Raw genomic sequence first — 17,303 nt, forward strand, 5'->3', positions numbered from 1 at the left:
GAGACGTGGCCATGAAACGCGCAGTTGACACCAGCACCCGTCATAGCAGCGTCCGACGATGGCCGCGGTAGCACGCTACTACTTAGCAAGGTAGTTCCATCCGTTTCGTTTCAGCCGGGTTCGATGCGCGTTTGCTTCTCACTGCCATTCCGCCAGTCAGGTAGTTCAAGTACTCCCTCGTCTATCTCACACGTATGCGTGTCGCAATTCTCGCCCACGAGAAATTCCCCAACAACGCCAAAACCGCACTCGGGATCCTCCGCTATGCTGACCACGACGTCGTCTCGATCCTCGATCGGACGGCCGACGGACACCGCGTCTCCGATTTCGTTTCTGACGTGCAGGACGCACCGATCGTCTCCGAGATGGCCGCCGTAGAGCCCGACGCCGTCGACGCCCTCCTGATCGGTATCGCGCCGATCGGTGGCGGCTTCGACGAGAGCTGGCGCGACGACGTTCGGACGGCACTCGAATACGGCTGTGACGTCATCTCTGGACTGCACTACTTCCTCGAAGACGACGAAGAGTTCGCCCAACTGGCGGCCGAAAACGACTGTGAGATCTGGGACGTTCGGAACCCGCCCGAAGACCTCACGGTTGCCGAAGGCGTGGCCGACGAGGTCGACGCCGAGGTAATCCTCACCGTCGGCACCGATTGCTCGGCCGGCAAAATGACGACGACGATGGAACTCGCCCGCGACGCCCGCGCGGCCGGTCACGACGCCGCCGTGATCCCGACCGGCCAGACGGGCATCATGATCGAAGGCTGGGGGAACCCGATCGACCGCGTCGTCAGCGACTTCACCGCGGGCGCGGTCGAGGAGATGATCGTAGAGAAAGGCGACGAGCACGACTACCTGTTCGTCGAAGGCCAGGGCAGCATCGTCCACCCGGCGTACTCGGCGGTCACGCTCGGCATCCTCCACGGGTCGATGGCCGACAAACTCGTGCTCTGTCACAACGCCGACCAGGAGGCGATCCACGGCTACGAGTCGTTCGCGCTGCCGTCGATTCCAACGTATGTCGACCTCTACGAGAACGTCGCTGCCCCAGTCGCGGAGAGCCAGATCGTCGCCGGCGCGCTCAACACCTCCGCCATGGATGACGACGAGGCGGCTCGCGACGCCGTCGACGCGTACGCCGACACGCTCGACGCACCCGCAACCGACGTGATCCGCTTTGGGACCGACGCGGTGCTCGACGAACTGCTATGACCCTCGAGACGGCGTTCGAGCGGCGCTCGCTCCCGCTCGAGTACCCGTTCGGGATCGCTCGCGGCACAACAACCGAGTCCGAGGCCGTGTTCGTCCGAATCGAGGACGACGAGGGCCGGGTCGGCATCGGTGCTGGCACCCCATCGTCACACTACGGCGAGACCCCAGCGACCGTCACGGCCGTCTTACCCGACCTGCTGTCGGTCGTCGAAGACGTCGGTGATCCCCACCAGCTCGAGCGGATCGAACGCCGTATGCGCGAGACGGTCCGCAAGAATCCGGCCGCCCGGACCGCGGTCAGCATCGCGCTTCACGATCTCGTTGCCAAACAACTCGAGATCCCGCTCTACCGGTACTGGGGGCTCGATACCGACGACACGCTCGAGACCTCCTACACCATCGGGCTCGACGACACGGCAACGATGCGCGAGAAGACAGAGACGGCCGTCGAGCGCGGGTACACCACGTTGAAAGTCAAGCTGGGGACCGACCGTGACCTCGAGATCATCGAGACGATTCGGTCAGTCGCACCGGATGTCCGGCTGTTCGTCGACGCGAACGAGGCCTGGACGCCCCGCGAGGCCGTCACCAAGATCGAGCGGGTAGCGGACTACGATCTGGCGTTCGTCGAACAGCCAATTCCTGCCGAGAATCCAGAGGGACTGCGGTTCGTCTCCGAACGATCGCCGCTGCCGATCGCTGCCGACGAGTCCTGCGTGACGCTGGCCGATATTCCACGGATCGCGGACCGCTGTGACATCGCGAACCTGAAACTGATGAAATGCGGCGGCCTGCTGGAAGCCAAACGGATGATCCACGCGGCTCGCGCCCACGGCCTCGAGGTGATGTGTGGCTGTATGACCGAGTCGAACGCCTCGATCGCGGCGGCCTGTCACCTCGCGCCGCTGCTCGACTACGCCGACCTCGACGGCTCCTTGCTGTTAGCCGACGATCCCGCCGACGGCGTCCCGATGCCCGACGGCCGGATCGACCTCGCCGGCCTCGAGCGCCCCGGGACTGGTGCCGTCCTCGAGTCCGACGTCGACTAACAGCACAGGCGGCGACTCCCCTCTCATACGGACTCCTCTCAGTCAGTTCCGGCGCACCCGCGACCCGTCCTGCGGGTGCGGCGGTACCCAGTGATAGCAGACCGTATCAGTCAGCGATCGCTTCGCTCGCGTCCGACTCCACCGTCGCCTCCTTTACCCAAAGGTCGCCGAACAGATCGTCCTGCTCGAGGGTCACGCGGCCCCGATGGGCCAAAAAGAGCAATGCGAGATACGTCATCACGCGCGAGCCACCGACCGTATCGATCTCGGCGTACAGCACCTCGTCGCGGCCCCGTTCGTAGTGGGCCTCGAGTTCGGCCTCGACGTCGTCGATGACCGCTTCGATGTCCTCCTCGTGAGTCGTGTGGGTGACGTCGTCGCTGGTCGGCTCGTCGTCGACCCGAAAGTCATCGCCCGAGTGGTAGTTCAACTCCTGGACGCCGCGATCGTAGCCGCTGGGTGAGTCGCTCGTATCGTAACTGCGAGATTCCTTCCACCAGCTGTCGCGTTCCGCAGTCCGGAGTTCGCGCACGAGTTCGTCCAGCGTCTCCGGCTTGCCGCGGGCGTGCTTGCGCTCGAGGCGGCGTTCCATCTCTGCCTCGAGGTTCTCGACGGGATCGAACCCTGGTGGGTAGTCCTGACCGTCGTCGTGCTCAGCGTCCGCCGGCCTGTCCTCGGCGAACGGCGCTTCCCACGGCGGGAGTTCCTCCTCGTCGGGATCGTCGGCCGCAAACAGCTCGTCGCTTTTCATCCGCAAGAGAACGCTCGCGTAGAACAGCGCTCGCCCGGACGTTCGCAAGTCGACATCGTCGATCGCCTCGAGGAACTTGTCGGTGACCCGGACGACGTCGATATCCCAGGGATCGATCTCGCCGTCTTCGGCAAGTTGGACGAGCAGTTCAACCGGTTCGACGGTCGCCTCGTCCTCGTCGGAGTCCGTCGACTCGGTGTCGGTGAACTCGAGGACGCCGTCGGTCTCGTCGGGCCGGTCGCGATCCTCGTGGCCCGTGATGTTCAGCGGAATCTCGTCGTCAGTCATCGGCCGGCACCTCGCCGCTGCTCAGGTCGATGCCGGTCACCGCGCTGACGTTGTCCTGTTGCATCGTCACGCCGATCGCCCGCTCGGAGCGATCAAGCATGGCCGACCGGTGGGAGACGACGACGAACTGGGCCTTCTCGGAGAGTTCGTCGACCATCTCGCCGATCCGCTCGGCGTTGACGGCGTCGAGGAACGCGTCGACCTCGTCTAAGGCGTAGAACGGGGCTGGGTTGTGCCGCTGGATCGCGAAAATAAAGGCAAGCGCTGTCAATGACTTCTCTCCGCCGGACATCGCGTCCAGTCGCTGGATGGGCTTGTCGCCCGGTTGGGCTTTCATCGTCAGGCCGCCGTCGAACGGGTCGTCCTCGTTCTCGAGGTGTAACGTCCCCGTTCCCTCCGAAAGCTTCTCGAAGATCTCTGTGAAGTGGACAGCGATCGCGTCGTAGGCGTCCATGAACGTCTGTTTCTTCTGGGTTTCGTACTGCTCGATCCGGTCACGGATGCCCTCCGCTTCCTCGACCAACGTCGCTTTGCCGTCCTCGAGTTCGTCGAGATCCTCGCGAACCTCGTCGTATTCGTCGATCGCGAGCATGTTGACCGGCTCCATCGCCTCCATGTCCGCACTCAGCAGGTCGATCATCTCGAGGACGGTATCGTGATCCGGCACGTTTTCGGGGTCGTAATCGCCGACTTCCGATTCTAACGCGTCGATCTCCCACTCGAGATCACTCGCACGCTCGCGTGCGTCCTCGAGTTTGCTCTCGACGGCGTTGACCCGGTCTTGCTGCTGGTCACGTTTCGTCTTCGCGTCCGCGAGTTCCTCCTTGAGATCGCTGCGTTCGGCTTTCAGTTCGGTCAGTTCATCCTCTAACTCCTCGACGGCCGCGCGCTTTTCTGCGAGTTCGTCACGTTCCGCGTCGATTTTCGCCTCGTACTCCTCGATCCGGTCTTGGTGCTCTGCCTTGCGATTTTGCGCGGCCTCGATGTCGTCGTGGAGGTCCTCGATAGCGTCTTCGGCGTACTCCTTTTCGAGGGAGAGTTCGTTGAGTTCGCTATCGAGGTCCTGAATCCGGTCCTCACGCTCGTCGATCTCGGCTTCGAGTGCGTCGATCTGATCGGTCAACTCGGGAATCTTCGAGTCGGCAAGTTCGGTCTCGAGTGCGTCGATTTCGGCCTCGAGATCCTCGACTGTTGCTGTCTTCGCCTCGATCTCGTCGGCGATCTCGTTCATCCGCTCGTCGACGGATTCGCGCTCCTCGCGGAGGTCCTCGAGGTCGCCCTCGAGGTCCGCGATTTCCGTCTCGATCCGGTCACGTTTCTCGTCGAGTCCCTCGAGTTCGGTTTCGATCGAGCGGACCTCGTCTGCCGCGTCGCTCTTGCGATCGCGGGCGTCGTCGAGCCGCTCTTCGACGCCACGTAGTTCCTCGCGGAGGGAGTCACGCTCGTCCTGTAGTTCGGTGATCTGTTTGGCGACGCGCTCGAGTTGGCCCTCGCCGCCGCCGGTAAACGAATACCGCGAGCCGCCGCCGGAGCCGCCGGTCATCGCGCCGCTTTTCTCGACTAAGTCGCCGTCGAGGGTGACCATCCGGTAGTCGCCCATGTACGAGCGGGCAGTCTCGATGTCCTCGACGACCAGCGTATCCCCGAGGACGTACGAGAAGACGCCCGCGTATTCGCTGTCGAAGTCGACGAGGTTGTACGCGAAGTCGACGACGCCCGGATCGCTCGGTGCCGATGGCAGCCGGCGCTGGCTCATATCGGTCAACGGCAGGAAGGTTGCTCGGCCCGCGTTGCGCGACTTGAGGTGTTCGATACACTGCTGACCGACGACGTCGTCGTCGACAACCACGTTCGCCAGCCGGCCGCCAGCAGCGGTTTCGCAGGCGGTTGCGTACTCGCCGGGAACCGTCCCCAGTTGGGCGACCGCACCGTGAACCCCGTTGATCCCCGAATTGAGGATCGTCGTCACCGCGCGGCCAAAGGAGGAGTCACCGCTCTGGCCGGCGTTGGCCTCGAGTTCGGCGTACTCCTGTTGTTTGGCCTGCAGATCGTCGTCGACGTCGTCGAGATCCGACTGGAGCCGGCGTTTCTCGCCTTTGAGGTCCTCGACGACCTCGGCGATGTTTGCCCGGTTGCGCTCGGCCTTCTCGAGTTCCCGCTCGAGGTCGCTTCGCTCGCTTTCGATCTCGGGAATCGACTCGCGTTTGGCCTCGATCGCGTCTTCTTTCTCGCTGATAGCGTTCGAGCGTCGCCGGGCCTCGTCGAGCAAGCGATCCTGCTCGCGCTGGAGGTCGTTTTTCTCCGTCTTGGCCGCCTCGAGGTCGTCTTTGCGCTCGGTGAGTTCGGCCTTGAGTTCGTCGAACTCGGTGTCGACGGCCTCGATCTCGGCCTCGAGCTCGTCGCGTTCGGCCTCGCGTTCTTGGATCTCGCTTTTGATCGAGGCTTTCTCGAGTTTCTGCTCGCGGATCTCCGTCTCGAGGTCGTCGATCGTCTCCTGTTTCCGGTCGATCTGGACGAAGGCGTCTCGGCGTGTGGATTCGGCGTCTTCGATCTGTTCTTCGCTGGCTTCGATCTTATCCTCGAACCGTGATATCTCGCCTTTGAGCTCCTCGATCTCGCTTTTGATCCGGAGCTGTTCGTCTTCGCCTTTGCGCTCGATTTCGGCATTGAGATCCTCGAGGTCTTCCGCTAAGCGGACGACTTTGCCTTCGCGTTCGTCGAGTTCGCGCTGCAGTTCGCGGCGTTCGTCTGCGAGGTCGTCGACCTCGGCTTCGACCGACGCGAGTTCGTCGCGTTTCTCCTCGAGTTCGCTGGCCTTCTTGTAGCCTTCGTACTCGTCCTTTTCGCGCCGGAGCCGGCGATAGCGCATCGCTTCCCGACGTTCGTCCGCGAGCTGATCGAGCCGGTCGCGTTTCTCCTCGATCCGGAGTGTTGCCTCGTCGATCCGTTCCTGGACCGTCTCGAGTTCGCCGAAGGCGTCCTCCTTTTTCGCGTCGAACTCCGCGACGCCCGCGATCTCGTCGATGATCTCTCGGCGGGCGTGGGGCGTCATGTTGATGATTTCGGTGACGTCGCCTTGCATGACGACGTTGTACCCCTCCGGGGTGATGCCGGCTTGCGCCAGCAGGTCCTGGATGTCCGAGAGGTTGACCGACCGATCGTTGAGATAGTAGTACGAGTAGTAGTTGTCCTCGGTCTCTTTGACGCGCCGTCGGATGCGGATCTCGTCGACGTCGCCGACGTCCTCACTGCCCGCGGCGTTGACGACCTGCGAGCGCTCCAGGGTGCCGTCGGCGTTGTCGAGAATTACTTCGACGGTGGCCTCGCGGGGGCCACTGGACGTGTTCCCGTCCTCGTGACCGGGGTTGTAAATCAGGTCGGTCAGCTTCTCGGCGCGGATCCCGCGGGTTCGGGCGAGTCCGAGCGCAAAGAGGACGGCGTCGATGATGTTCGACTTTCCGGAGCCGTTCGGGCCCGTCACCACCGTGAAATCCTCGTAAAACGGGATCTTGGTCTTCCTCCCAAAACTCTTGAAATCGTCGAGGATGATCGCCTTGATATACATTCTCCTTGCGCGGCCTCCGTGTCGTCGAGCGCCGTCGGTCGTGGGTACTCGTCACGGCTCTGTTCCCCGCCCCACGGCGTCGCCTGCAGTTATGCTACGATAATGTCGTCGCTACCTGAGTCTTCCGTTTCGTCACCGCTCGTGTCTGCCTCACCGTCGGCGTCGGCCGCCGCTTCGGCGACGTCGTCGGGTTCGTCTTCGGGGGTCTCGTCCCCATCGGCAGGCTCCGCCCGTCGCTCGGGAACGCGCGTCGGCGTGTCGGCATCGAGTTCGGCCTCGAGAACACGGATCCGCTCTTTCGCCTCGATCAATTCCTCCGTCAGGCCTGTTACCGTCGACTCGAGTTCCGAAACCGTCGATTCGAGCTGCTCGACACGGTTGTTCGACATATCTGCTAGGGGGCCGTCCGGCCACATAAACGTACGTCAGACGAATATAAGCTATCTTATATACGGTCCTGCGACGACCGATCGGTCACGAACACGCGAGTAGACACCGACAACGAATCTGGGGTGCTCGAAGACGGCACAGCCAAGCGCGGCGACTTCGTCCCGTTACGTTTTACCCCCGTGGGGCCGAATCGATGTCCAATGACTGCCCAGACCGTCCAGCAGGGCGACCTCGTGACCGTCATCGGGCTCGAGGTCCACGTTCAGCTGGAAACCGATACGAAGATCTTCTGTGGCTGTTCGACCGACCAGACCGACGACCCCAACGAGAACGTCTGCCCGGTCTGTCTCGGCCTGCCAGGAGCGCTGCCGGTCCTCAACGAGGCCGCCGTCGAGGCCGCCGTCAAGATCGGGAAGGCGATCGACGCCGACATCCCAGAGGAGACCCGCTTCCACCGGAAGAACTACTACTACCCTGACCTGCCAAAGAACTTCCAGATCACCCAGTACGACGAGCCGATCTGTGCCGACGGCGAACTCGAGGTTGCTGTCGAGGGCCAGCGCCGTACCATCACAATTGAGCGCGCTCATCTAGAGGAGGACCCGGGCAGCCTCCAGCACGTCGGCGGCGGTGGCGGCATCGACTCCGCGGAGTACACCCTCGTCGACTACAACCGCGCGGGCACGCCGCTGATGGAGATCGTCACCGCACCGGACTTCCGCAGTCCGAGCGAAGTGCGAGCCTTCCTCGCGGAACTCGAGGAAGTGCTCGAGTACCTGGGTGTTTTCGACGCCGAGCGCGACGGCAGCCTGCGGATCGACGCCAACCTCTCGATCATCCCCGAGGACGAAATCGACGGCGATGACGTCGACGAGATCGGCGAAGAGGCGCTGGCCGCGGCGAACCGCACGGAGGTCAAGAACATCTCGAGTCACAAGGGCGCAGAGAAGGCTCTGGCATACGAGGAGACCCGCCAGAAGAACGCCATCCAGCGCGGCCGCGCGGTCGAACAGGAGACCCGCCACTGGGACGAGAGTCGGGGCATCACGGTCTCGATGCGCTCGAAAGAAGAGGAGAAAGACTACCGCTACTTCGAGGAGGCCGACCTGCCGCCGCTTCGCGTCTCCGGGTGGAAAGACGAGATCGCGATCCCGGAACTCCCCTCGGCTCGTCGCGAACGGTTCCAGGAGGAGTACAGTCTGAACGAGGAGGCCGCCTCGAAGCTTACCTCGACGAAACAGGTCGCGGACTTCTACGAGGACGTCGCCGGCGAGTTCGATCCCGATCTCGCCGCCACATGGGTCGCGGACAACCTGCTTGGCGAACTCAACTACCGCGACATCGAGATCACCGAGATCGAGGACCGACTCGAGGAAGTCACCCGACTGGTCGAACTCGTCGCCGAGGACGAAATCACGGCGAAAAACGCCCGCGAAACGGTGCTGCGCTCGATGCTCGACGACGGCCGCACGCCGGACGAGGTCGTCGCCGAGGAGGGCTTAGGCAAGACCGGCGAAGACGAGGTCCAGCAGGCCGTCGTCGAGGCGATCGACGAGAATCCTGATGCCGTCGACGACTACGAGTCGGGCGACGACGGCGCGATCAACTTCCTCGTGGGCCAGGTCATGCAAAAGACCGGCGGCAGCGCCGATCCGGGCGATGTCAACCAGTTGTTGCGAGCGGAGTTGGAAAGATAACTACCGAACGCGAGCAAAGCGAGCGTTCGGCTTTTTGGTCCAGATTTTTCACGTTGGGTTGCGAGTCCAGCGAGCAACCCGACGTGAAAAAGGTGGCAAAACTGACCGGTGGCAGCGCCGATCCGGGCGACGTGAATCAGTTGTTGCGGGCCGAACTCGAGGAATAGTCTCCCTATAGTCCATCCTGTAGCGCCTCGAGATCCGCCCTGGCGTGTCCACAGCACACCCGCGCATCGTGGCGGCGCTCGAGGTCCCTGACCGTTCGCAGGCTCTCATGCCAGTCGCGATTGCTCCAGAGGAGTCCCCCACCCATCGGGAGGCCCTGGTCGTAGTTCTCGCGGGTGTAGGCCTGATCGCCCGCGAGGATCACCGTGCCGGCGTCATCGAGTTCGAGCACCACGCCAAGCAAGCCGGGCGTGTGGCCGGGCAAGTGAACGAGCTCGAGGCCGTCGAGGAGTTGGCGGCGGTCGCCGTGGACAGGCTTCCAGTTCAGGTCGCGGTCGAAGTCACCGGCGAGGTAGGCCACGTCGCCCGCGTCGGTTTTGGCGCTGTAGTAGGCGTATTTCAGCTCCGCCTCGTGGACGACGATCGGCGTGTCAGTATCCTCGAACGCGTAAAGCCCGCCGGCATGGTCGAGGTGCAGATGCGTCTGGATCACCATGTCGATGTCGGCGATTGCGTAGCCAGCGTCGGCCAGATCGTCCTCGAGCGGGCGGAGGCCGGTGTGTTCGAAGGCCGCATAGAGGTCGGCGGGCCAGTGGCCGTCTGCGGCGTCGGGATGGGAACCGGTATCCCAGAGGATCGTCGCCTCGGGGTGGTCGATGACGACGTTGTAGACCGGCGCGTCCTCCATGACCGTCTCGGGATTTGGCTCGTCGGCGGTTCCGAGGACGGCTCCCTGGATAATGTTGTTGACGTCGGCGGTGATCGTCCCGCGATCGATCGGTGTGAGTGTCGCGTCGACCATACGCATATCACGTGTGGGATGCGCTTATGGGTGCGGACTCGATATCGGCGCGGCCGGCTACTCGGAGCGATCCTGTCCTGTCTCTCGCTCCGATCTCGTTGTCAATGCCTGCCGTGATTCTTCCTGTCGTCAGGGCGTCGTTTCCACATGGTCAGAGCTTCGACGATCGTGCTCGTCGTCGGTGTTGGATTACTGTTCGTCCCGATTCCACCCGTGGCGACGGTCCTCGGCGCAATCGTGATTCTCGTCGGGGCTGCGTTCAGAATCCTGACCGATCACTGATCACAGCCATGGTCGTCACGTGACTCGAGGCGAGCGTCGGCTCGCACAGCCTGCATCGTTAGGTCCACGGTTTTATTGACTGTCGTTCAATCAGTACGTATGGCTTCATCCCCGCACGTTCTCGTCGCCGGCGGCGGTCTCGCCGGACTCGTCGCCGCCCGGCACCTCGCCGGCGGTGGCGTCGACATCACCTTGCTCGAGCGCCGCGAGACGGTCGGCGGCCGCGTCCGAACCGTCGAGCGCGACTGTTACCGGTTCGATCGCGGCTTTCAAGTGTTGTTTACGGCCTATCCCGCAGTCCAGCGGGAGCTCGATCTCGAGGCACTCGACCTACGACGGTTCGCGCCGGGTGCCACCATCGCGGGCCCCGACGGCCGAACGGTGCTCGCGGACCCGCTTCGAGAGCCCGGCACGATCCCGGCGACGCTATCAAATCCCGTCGTCGCTGTCGGTGACGCGCTCCGAATCGCTCGACTCTGGTGGGACCTCCGTCGAACCGATCCCGAGACGGTGCTCGAGGATGGCACCGACGAGACGATCCGGGCATACCTCGATAAACGCGGGTTCTCAGACCGGTTCATCGACGAGTTCGTCGCCCCCTTTTACGGTGGGATCACCCTCGATCGCTCGCTGTCGACCTCCAGTCGCGTGTTCGAGTACACGTTCCGGACCCTTGCGGCGGGTGAGATTGCTGTCCCCGCTGCGGGAATGGGAGCGATCACGGCCCAACTCGCAGACCGCGTCCGCGAGGTCGGCGGCACTATCGAGACTGGCGTCAGGGTCGAGTCGGTTACCGCGACCGGGGGCGACTCGAGCGGATCGGATGGTTCTGTCAGGGTCGAGACCGATACCGGGACCGTCGCAGCTGACGCGGTCGTCGTCGCGACCGACCCACCGACCGCCCGCGAGCTGACCGGCGTCGATGCGATCCCTACGGAGGCACGCGGCTGTGTCACCCAGTATTACGCGCTGCCACCCGGCGTCGACCTCGAGACCGACCGGCGGCTGCTGTTGAACGCGACCGAAGAGGGGCCGAACCACGTCGTCCCGCATAGCGCGGTCGCGCCGACGTACGCCCCTGACGGGACGACGCTCATCAGTGCGACGTATCTCGGCGGCGAGGGCCAATGGCCCTCGAGGCAGAGCGGCGCGAGCCGCGGAGCGGCGGAACGCGACGGGGAACTATCCGAGCTGACGCAACGAACGCTCGAGTCGTGGTATCCCACTCAGCGGTTCGACGGACTCGAGACCCTCCATACTGAGCGGGTGCCGTTTGCCCAGTTCGTCCAGCCACCGGGCTTTCGCGAGCAGCTGCCCGACGTTCGCGATCCGGCGGGACCAGTCTATCTGGCGGGCGACTACATGCGGTGGTCGTCCATTCAGGGTGCGATGGAGAGCGGCCGACAGGCAGCGAAGGCTGTTATCGACGACCTGTCGGCGTCTCGCGGCCGCTGACGGCTCGATCACCAATCGTTAAGTCACTGGTCTCCGTCTCTCCAGTCTGATTTCTCACATGAGGCTGCTTGTACTCGGAGACCTTCACCTCGGCGAGGACGGGTACGCCGGTCGTCCGCATCCGTCGTGGGAGCGGTTCGACGCCGTCCTCACCGTCGGCGACGTCGCTCACTCTCGCGTGAGCGTCGCAAACGGGACGCTGCAGCAAGAGGAACTGGTCGGACTCGAGGAGGCGAACGCGTTCTTCGAGCACCTAGACGAACTCGACGTCCCAGTTCTAACGGTTCCCGGCAACCACGATCACCATCGACACGAGGAGTTCATCGACGGCACGACAGGGGTCCGGAACCTGCATCGAGCGACGGCCGATCTCGGGTCATGCCACGTGTTCGGCTTCGGGAGCGAGCTGCTCGACGACGGTCCGGAAGTCCGATACGATCCCGACGAGATGACTGGGATCGACGACCCCGACGCGTGGCTCGCGCGAACGCTCGACCGTGCCACAGGCGACGACACGGAAGCTGCCGACGCGTTGCGCGACCGACTCGAGGAGATCGACCAGCAGTTTGCCACCTACAGTGACGGATACGAGACGCTGACGTCGCTCGCGACGGCTGGCGAGGACAGCCACGGGACGATCGGACTCACACACGTCCCGCCGTTCAACACGACGCTCGACCAGGTAGCCGAGTCCTTTCCCCGTATCGGCGGTCGCCACTGGGGATCGATCGCACTCACGAACCTGCTGACCGATCACGACATTTCGTTCGTCGCGTGCGGACACATCCACGAGGCCGAGGGCGTCGAAACAGTCGCCGGCACGCCCTGTCTCAACGCCGGCTACCGGAGTGCCTACGACGTGGCCCTCGAGAACGGCGACGTCTCGATCACCGATGCCGAACCACCGGTCGAGTAAGCGCATCGGAACGCAGCCGACGATGCCGACTCAGGCGGCTTCACAGCAGTTTCCGGAGTTTTCCCAGCGGCGGAAACCACAGCGTCTCGCTGCTCGAGTCGTCGTGAACGGCTGGATAGAACCCATCGGGATTCCGGACGAGCGGCGTCTGGAAGTCACGACCGGCCATGCCGTTGACGGTCGCGCCGGCAGCAAGCCGGGTAAACGCGGGAAGGACGAGCACGTCCGCGCCCTCGTAGGCATCGGGGCCGTAGAGCACACACGGCCGTTTGCGACCCTCGATCGACAGCGCGGGATGGTCGTGGCCGACGACGTACCGGTCGGCTGTCGTCTCCGGGCGCTCGTGGCCGTGACAGACTACTGTCTCGCCGTCTGCCAGTTCGTACTCGAGCGCCGTTTCGCCGTCGAAGGCCGCCTCGAGCATCGTGTCGTGATTGCCAGGTGTGACGACAAACTCGGCTTCAACCGCGTTGACGACATCGATTAGTCGCTCGAGATCGCGTTCGACGCCGTGTGGAAGGCGCGAAAACGAGTCTAACAGGTCGCCAGCGATGACGACCGTGCTCGGCTCGGTCGCCGCGAGCAGGTCCGCGAGTCTGTCGCAAACGTCGGTACCGTCGTCGATCGGGGCGTCGACGCTCGAGGCGGCTGCTTTCCCGAGGTGAACGTCCGCGAGGACGAGCGTTTCGGCAGCGGGAACAAAGACAGCGCGGTCGTAGACGGCAAACGGAACGTCGATCGCGACGCCGGTGTCAGTCATCGCCCGTTTCGGAGCGGGCCGTGCGTGCCGCCGCGTCGGTCTCGCCCTGACCGTCCGTGCCGAGGGCGTCCGCGAGGTCGTACTCCGTCCCAGTCAGGATGTAGATGACTTCCTCGAGGGGCTCGAGCACTTCGGGGAGCAGGCGGACGACGAGGTACGTAATGCCAAGCAGGGCGACGATCGACAGCGACTGGGCGATGAAGTTGTGGGCGACGAGATAGGAGGTTCGGTCGGCGGGTGCGCCCATGAACTCCGTGACGAAGTAGACGAAGAAATCCTGCTGGAACCAGCCCCACGGCGAGGCCAGCCCGATGAAGACGTTCCGGACGAGATTCAGAAACCAGATGACGCCGATCGAGAGCACGAAGGGCGTAACTTTCCGCTTGAGCGGTGCGTCGACCGCTGCGATGAGACCGCCGAAGATGGCCATGCTGCCAATGCCGGTACAGGACATGATGATGTAGGTCGTCCGGCCGGTCACCGTCTCGTTGGGATCGAACCCGAACTTGCTCATGTAGCCGTTGCTCCCTTCGATGATGCCGGGACTGTAGCCGAACAGTTCCATCCCGAAATGCGTCTGGGCGGCCGTCGTCTCGATCAGCCACGTGCGAACGACGGGGATCGTCTCCGCAGGCAGATAGAAGAGACCCATGAACGCGACGGCGTTCGACAGCACGAGCAGTGACTCTCGTCCCTGTACGAGCAGATACCCGGCATAGACGGACAGCGGCAGTGCAGCCAGTGTCAGCAGCGTTTGAATCGGACTTTTGACCTCGAGATAGTAGTGTGGGACCATCGTCAGCCAGAAGAGGCCGAAGACGACCCAGGCACCTGCTGCGAGGTAGCGTGCAGGGTCGACGAAATCGCGCCATTCGAGGACCATCGCTGCGACGAACGCGCCGATCGCGGTCCAGGCGAGGACGTCTCCGAGCGGAATCGAACCGATAGTTACCGCTGTCGACGCGGGTAGGGTCGGCATGTTCATCTCACTCCGATGGTCTCTCCGGCTATCAACTTGACGCCTCGGTACGGCCGATCGACACAGCGGGCCGACCGCGTCCCTTTTTGCCGCGCACCGAAATATAGCGGTATGGTCGACGTCCTCGACAACAAGCGGGCCGCGACGCGGTTCCGGATTCTCGTCCAGATCGCCGAGCGCCAGCCCGCGGTCAGCCAGGGTGAGATCGCCGAGGAAGTCGGCGTGACGAGTCAGGCCGTCAGCGAATACATTCGCGAACTCGTCGAGGAAGGATTCGTCGAAAAGGAAGGCCGCTCTCGATATCGCGTCACTCGCGAAGGCGTCGACTGGCTCTTCCGTGCGGCCGACGACGTTCGTCGGTTCGCCGACCACGTCACCGGCGACGTCCTCGGCGCGATGAGCGAGGATGCGTACATCGCCACCGACGACATCGAGGAGGGCGAGACGGTCTCACTGACCGTTGAGGACGGCCTGCTTCATGCCACGCCGGGGAATGAGGGTCCCGCGACCGGGATCGCGACCAGCGACGCTGAAGCCGGGACCGATGTCGGTGTCACCAGCTTCGAGGGTGTCATGGAACTCGAGCCCGGCTCCGTCACCGTCCTCCAGGTGCCATCGATCCGTACCGGCGGCAGCCGTGCGATCGACGATGCGACGGTCACCGACGCGTGTACCGACGCCGATCTCGTCGTCGCCACCGGTGTCGAGGCCGTCGTCGCCTGCCGACAGGCCGGTACTGACCCTGCGGTTACCTTCGCCGTTGGTGACGTCGCAGCTGACGCTGCAAGTCACGGCCTCGCGGTCACCGCCGTCGCGACGACCGACGCCGTCGGCCGTGTCACCGACGCACTGCGTGATTCCGACGTGTCCTACGAAGTACTCGAGGGTTGATACGGACAGCTGCCAGACAGTTTTAGCGTCCCCGTAACCCGCTGCGGGTGCGCCGGGACACAGTGACGGATATAAGCGGCCCGGCCAACGACCCGTCTCCCAGTTCTGATACGGGAAGACTGCGCGGCTCACTCAGCGACACAACTGGTTGCAGAAACGAAGCAAATCGAGTCGTTACCCGATGTAGCGCAGGTCGTCGTCGGTCGGCACGTCCATGCTCTGTTGCTGTTCCATCTCCTGGATCTTGCCGATGACGTCTTCCATCTCGTCGGCCCGCTCGTCGAGGGATTCATAATCGAGGTCGAAGCCGAGCACGTCAGCGAGCACCTCGAGCACCGATCGAGCGCTTTTCGGATCGACGAGATAGCCGCTGGTCTCGCCCATCAGGCAGGCCGCATCGAAGCCGCGGCGCTCGCCAAGCCCCAGCAAGAGCCCGGAGACACCGACGATGCCACCGGCGGGTTCGTCCTCGCGGAACTCGACGCCAGCGTCTTCGAGTCCCTCGAGCAACGACTCGTCGCTGACGGCCCCGACGACGGCGTACTCGTCGATGAGTTCACCGGTCGGGACGCCACCGAGTGCATACACCTCCGTCGCGCCGAACTCCGCGGCGATATCGAGGAAGGCGTCGGTCAGCGTGTAGTGGCCGGCGTTGCTCTGGGCCTGATGATCGCCGGTCAAAAGCAGGAGATCCCTGCCGTCGGGAACGTCGACGGCGTAGACCTCAGCACAGGTCAGTTCTGAGACGCCGTTCTCGATGCTTACCTGCGGCGGGAACTCGCGGGAGTAGACCCGTCGGACGAGCGTGCTCTCGCCTTCGAGTTCCTCGAGCAAGTGTTCGACGGCGAGCGTGCCGACGTGTCCGACCCCCGGCAACCCCTCGACGAGGACGGGGTCGTCCAGTTCGACCTCGGCGACTACGTCGATCTCGAGTTCGTCCATACCGTATCAGCGATTGCGACGTTTAAGAGCGCGTCGGTACTCGCCGTGGGGATCTTCGGGGTCGAACGGAGCCGGCGCGCTGTTTTCGGCGTCGGCACCGCACTCGGGACAGACCGCAGAAAGGGTATACACCGGGCGGTCGTGGGCCGTCCGCCACGCCGAACACACCCGAATGTCGGATTTCATTACTCGTCGTCGGTGCGTCGCTCGCGATGGTACTCGCCGCTGCCGTCGTGGCCTTCGATTGCGGCGATCGCGCGGTCGGCGCTATCCTCGAGTTGGGATTCGGCGGTCTTGTAGTTGGGTGCCTGCACCTCGATGCGGTACTCGGGCGCGCCGACGTAGCTCACTTCGAGGTCGACTTCCTCGGGCACTTCGCCGTTGCCTTCGGCCGCCTCGAGAGCCTCGCGGATGCCGTCGACACCGCTTGGCGACGGGTTCTCCAAGTCGACGTAGCCAGTGACGTTGACATACGGCACCGAGACGTTCTCGCGGGCCGTCTCGACGATCTCGTCGATCTCGTCGTCGTCGAGATCAGTGTTCTCGAGCGCTTCCTCACCGTGGATCGCGGCCTGCTTGAAGCCGTCGTAGAGGCTTCCATGGGCCCCGATCAGTTCGTTGGCGATCGCGGTGTAGGCCTCGTCGTCGATGTCGTCGCCGAAGGCCAGTTCCATCCAGTTGTCGGCCTTCTGCTCGTTTTTCCACTCCTGAATCTTGTCGGAGCGCTGGTGGTCGTTGACGTCTTTCAGCGAGAGGTCGATCTGCTGGGAGCTCTCGTCGACATCTAGGACCTTACAGACGACGATCTGGCCCTCGCGGACGTGGTCGCGGACGTTTTTGATCCAGCCGCTTGCGACTTCGGAGATGTGGATCAGTCCGCGCTTGTCCTCGTACTCCTCGAGATCGACGAAGACACCGAAGTCCTCGATTTCGTCGATCTTGCCGACGACGAGTTCGCCGGGGTCGGGCCAGCCGCTGTATTTCATCGTGACTCGACTGTGTCGATGATCTCGTGTTCGATCTCGGCTTTGCCGCCGGTCGGTCGCGCAAGCGTCGTGCCACAGACGGCACAGGCGACCTCCGTGGAGGCCTTGCCGAAGACGGTCTGTTCGTTCTCGCAGTCACCGCATCGGACGCTGTAGAAGTTTCCTGCCATT

The 17,303-nt window shown here is 63.7% G+C and carries 17 protein-coding genes; 7 read left to right on the forward strand and 10 right to left on the reverse strand.

Annotation, left to right across the window (positions count from 1 at the left end; genetic code table 11):
- The first annotated feature begins 194 nt into the window (after positions 1 to 194).
- Together BDK88_RS12530 and BDK88_RS12535 are read left to right on the forward strand one after the other, a co-directional pair.
- Positions 195 to 1,214: a DUF1611 domain-containing protein gene (locus BDK88_RS12530; protein WP_130500648.1), complete on the forward strand. Its 1,020-nt coding sequence runs from the start codon at positions 195 to 197 to the stop codon at positions 1,212 to 1,214.
- Positions 1,211 to 2,263 carry a dipeptide epimerase gene (locus BDK88_RS12535; RefSeq protein WP_130500647.1) on the forward strand — a complete coding sequence of 351 codons (1,053 nt, stop codon included), beginning with the start codon at positions 1,211 to 1,213 and terminating at the stop codon, positions 2,261 to 2,263. The genes BDK88_RS12530 and BDK88_RS12535 overlap by 4 nt, the downstream gene beginning before the upstream one ends.
- Before the next feature lie 106 nt (positions 2,264 to 2,369).
- Here the strand turns inward: BDK88_RS12535 and BDK88_RS12540 are convergent, their stop codons facing one another.
- The 3 genes from BDK88_RS12540 to BDK88_RS12550 all read right to left on the reverse strand — a co-directional run bounded on the left by BDK88_RS12540 (position 2,370) and on the right by BDK88_RS12550 (position 7,256).
- Positions 2,370 to 3,302: a segregation and condensation protein A gene (locus BDK88_RS12540; RefSeq protein WP_130500646.1), complete on the reverse strand. Its 933-nt coding sequence runs from the start codon at positions 3,300 to 3,302 to the stop codon at positions 2,370 to 2,372.
- On the reverse strand, positions 3,295 to 6,867 hold the full coding sequence (gene smc / locus BDK88_RS12545; protein ID WP_130500717.1) for a chromosome segregation protein SMC: 3,573 nt from the start codon (positions 6,865 to 6,867) through the stop codon (positions 3,295 to 3,297). Before smc ends, BDK88_RS12540 begins: the two co-directional genes overlap by 8 nt.
- A gap of 89 nt (positions 6,868 to 6,956) precedes the next feature.
- Positions 6,957 to 7,256: a DUF7518 family protein gene (locus tag BDK88_RS12550; protein ID WP_130500718.1), complete on the reverse strand. Its 300-nt coding sequence runs from the start codon at positions 7,254 to 7,256 to the stop codon at positions 6,957 to 6,959.
- 201 nt (positions 7,257 to 7,457) lie between these two features.
- Between BDK88_RS12550 and gatB the strand changes: the two genes are divergently transcribed.
- The gene (gatB, locus tag BDK88_RS12555) at positions 7,458 to 8,954 is read left to right on the forward strand and encodes an Asp-tRNA(Asn)/Glu-tRNA(Gln) amidotransferase subunit GatB (protein WP_130500643.1); all 1,497 of its coding nucleotides are present in this window, start codon (positions 7,458 to 7,460) and stop codon (positions 8,952 to 8,954) included.
- 172 nt (positions 8,955 to 9,126) lie between these two features.
- On the opposite strand, the gene BDK88_RS12560 is transcribed toward gatB, so the two are convergent.
- The gene (locus BDK88_RS12560) at positions 9,127 to 9,921 is read right to left on the reverse strand and encodes an N-acyl homoserine lactonase family protein (protein WP_130500719.1); all 795 of its coding nucleotides are present in this window, start codon (positions 9,919 to 9,921) and stop codon (positions 9,127 to 9,129) included.
- Positions 9,922 to 10,068: 147 nt separating this feature from the next.
- Between BDK88_RS12560 and BDK88_RS12565 the strand changes: the two genes are divergently transcribed.
- From BDK88_RS12565 to BDK88_RS12575, 3 genes are all read left to right on the forward strand, one after another.
- On the forward strand, positions 10,069 to 10,203 hold the full coding sequence (locus tag BDK88_RS12565; protein ID WP_130500720.1) for a transporter: 135 nt from the start codon (positions 10,069 to 10,071) through the stop codon (positions 10,201 to 10,203).
- Between the two features lie 99 nt (positions 10,204 to 10,302).
- A complete protein-coding gene (locus BDK88_RS12570; RefSeq protein WP_130500721.1) occupies positions 10,303 to 11,658 on the forward strand; it encodes an NAD(P)/FAD-dependent oxidoreductase in 1,356 nt (451 codons plus the stop codon).
- 58 nt (positions 11,659 to 11,716) lie between these two features.
- Entirely contained in the window at positions 11,717 to 12,574 is an 858-nt protein-coding gene (locus tag BDK88_RS12575) for a metallophosphoesterase family protein (protein ID WP_130500722.1), read from the forward strand.
- Positions 12,575 to 12,614: 40 nt separating this feature from the next.
- Here the strand turns inward: BDK88_RS12575 and BDK88_RS12580 are convergent, their stop codons facing one another.
- Together BDK88_RS12580 and artA are read right to left on the reverse strand one after the other, a co-directional pair.
- Positions 12,615 to 13,334, reverse strand: a complete 720-nt coding sequence (locus BDK88_RS12580; RefSeq protein ID WP_130500723.1) for a metallophosphoesterase — start codon at positions 13,332 to 13,334, stop codon at positions 12,615 to 12,617.
- Positions 13,327 to 14,319 (reverse strand): archaeosortase A, encoded by a 993-nt coding sequence (gene artA / locus BDK88_RS12585; protein WP_394342674.1) that lies wholly within the window; start codon positions 14,317 to 14,319, stop codon positions 13,327 to 13,329. Before artA ends, BDK88_RS12580 begins: the two co-directional genes overlap by 8 nt.
- 105 nt (positions 14,320 to 14,424) lie before the next feature.
- On the opposite strand from artA, the gene BDK88_RS12590 reads away from it, so the two are divergent.
- Entirely contained in the window at positions 14,425 to 15,204 is a 780-nt protein-coding gene (locus tag BDK88_RS12590; protein ID WP_130500725.1) for a DUF7839 domain-containing protein, read from the forward strand.
- A 174-nt stretch (positions 15,205 to 15,378) separates the two neighbouring features.
- Here BDK88_RS12590 and BDK88_RS12595 read toward each other — a convergent pair whose 3' ends face one another.
- From BDK88_RS12595 to BDK88_RS12610, 4 genes are read right to left on the reverse strand one after another with little or no spacing between them, the layout of a single operon-like run.
- The gene (locus tag BDK88_RS12595; protein ID WP_130500726.1) at positions 15,379 to 16,146 is read right to left on the reverse strand and encodes a proteasome assembly chaperone family protein; all 768 of its coding nucleotides are present in this window, start codon (positions 16,144 to 16,146) and stop codon (positions 15,379 to 15,381) included.
- Positions 16,147 to 16,152: 6 nt separating this feature from the next.
- Positions 16,153 to 16,332, reverse strand: coding sequence for an RNA-protein complex protein Nop10 (locus BDK88_RS12600; protein WP_130500727.1), 180 nt, complete (start codon positions 16,330 to 16,332; stop codon positions 16,153 to 16,155).
- The gene (locus tag BDK88_RS12605; RefSeq protein WP_130500728.1) at positions 16,332 to 17,132 is read right to left on the reverse strand and encodes a translation initiation factor IF-2 subunit alpha; all 801 of its coding nucleotides are present in this window, start codon (positions 17,130 to 17,132) and stop codon (positions 16,332 to 16,334) included. The genes BDK88_RS12600 and BDK88_RS12605 overlap by 1 nt, the downstream gene beginning before the upstream one ends.
- Positions 17,129 to 17,302, reverse strand: coding sequence for a 30S ribosomal protein S27e (locus BDK88_RS12610; protein ID WP_008009490.1), 174 nt, complete (start codon positions 17,300 to 17,302; stop codon positions 17,129 to 17,131). Before BDK88_RS12610 ends, BDK88_RS12605 begins: the two co-directional genes overlap by 4 nt.
- Position 17,303 lies beyond the last annotated feature (1 nt).

The organism is Natrinema hispanicum (assembly GCF_004217335.1).
Taxonomy (GTDB): Archaea; Halobacteriota; Halobacteria; order Halobacteriales; family Natrialbaceae; genus Natrinema; species Natrinema hispanicum.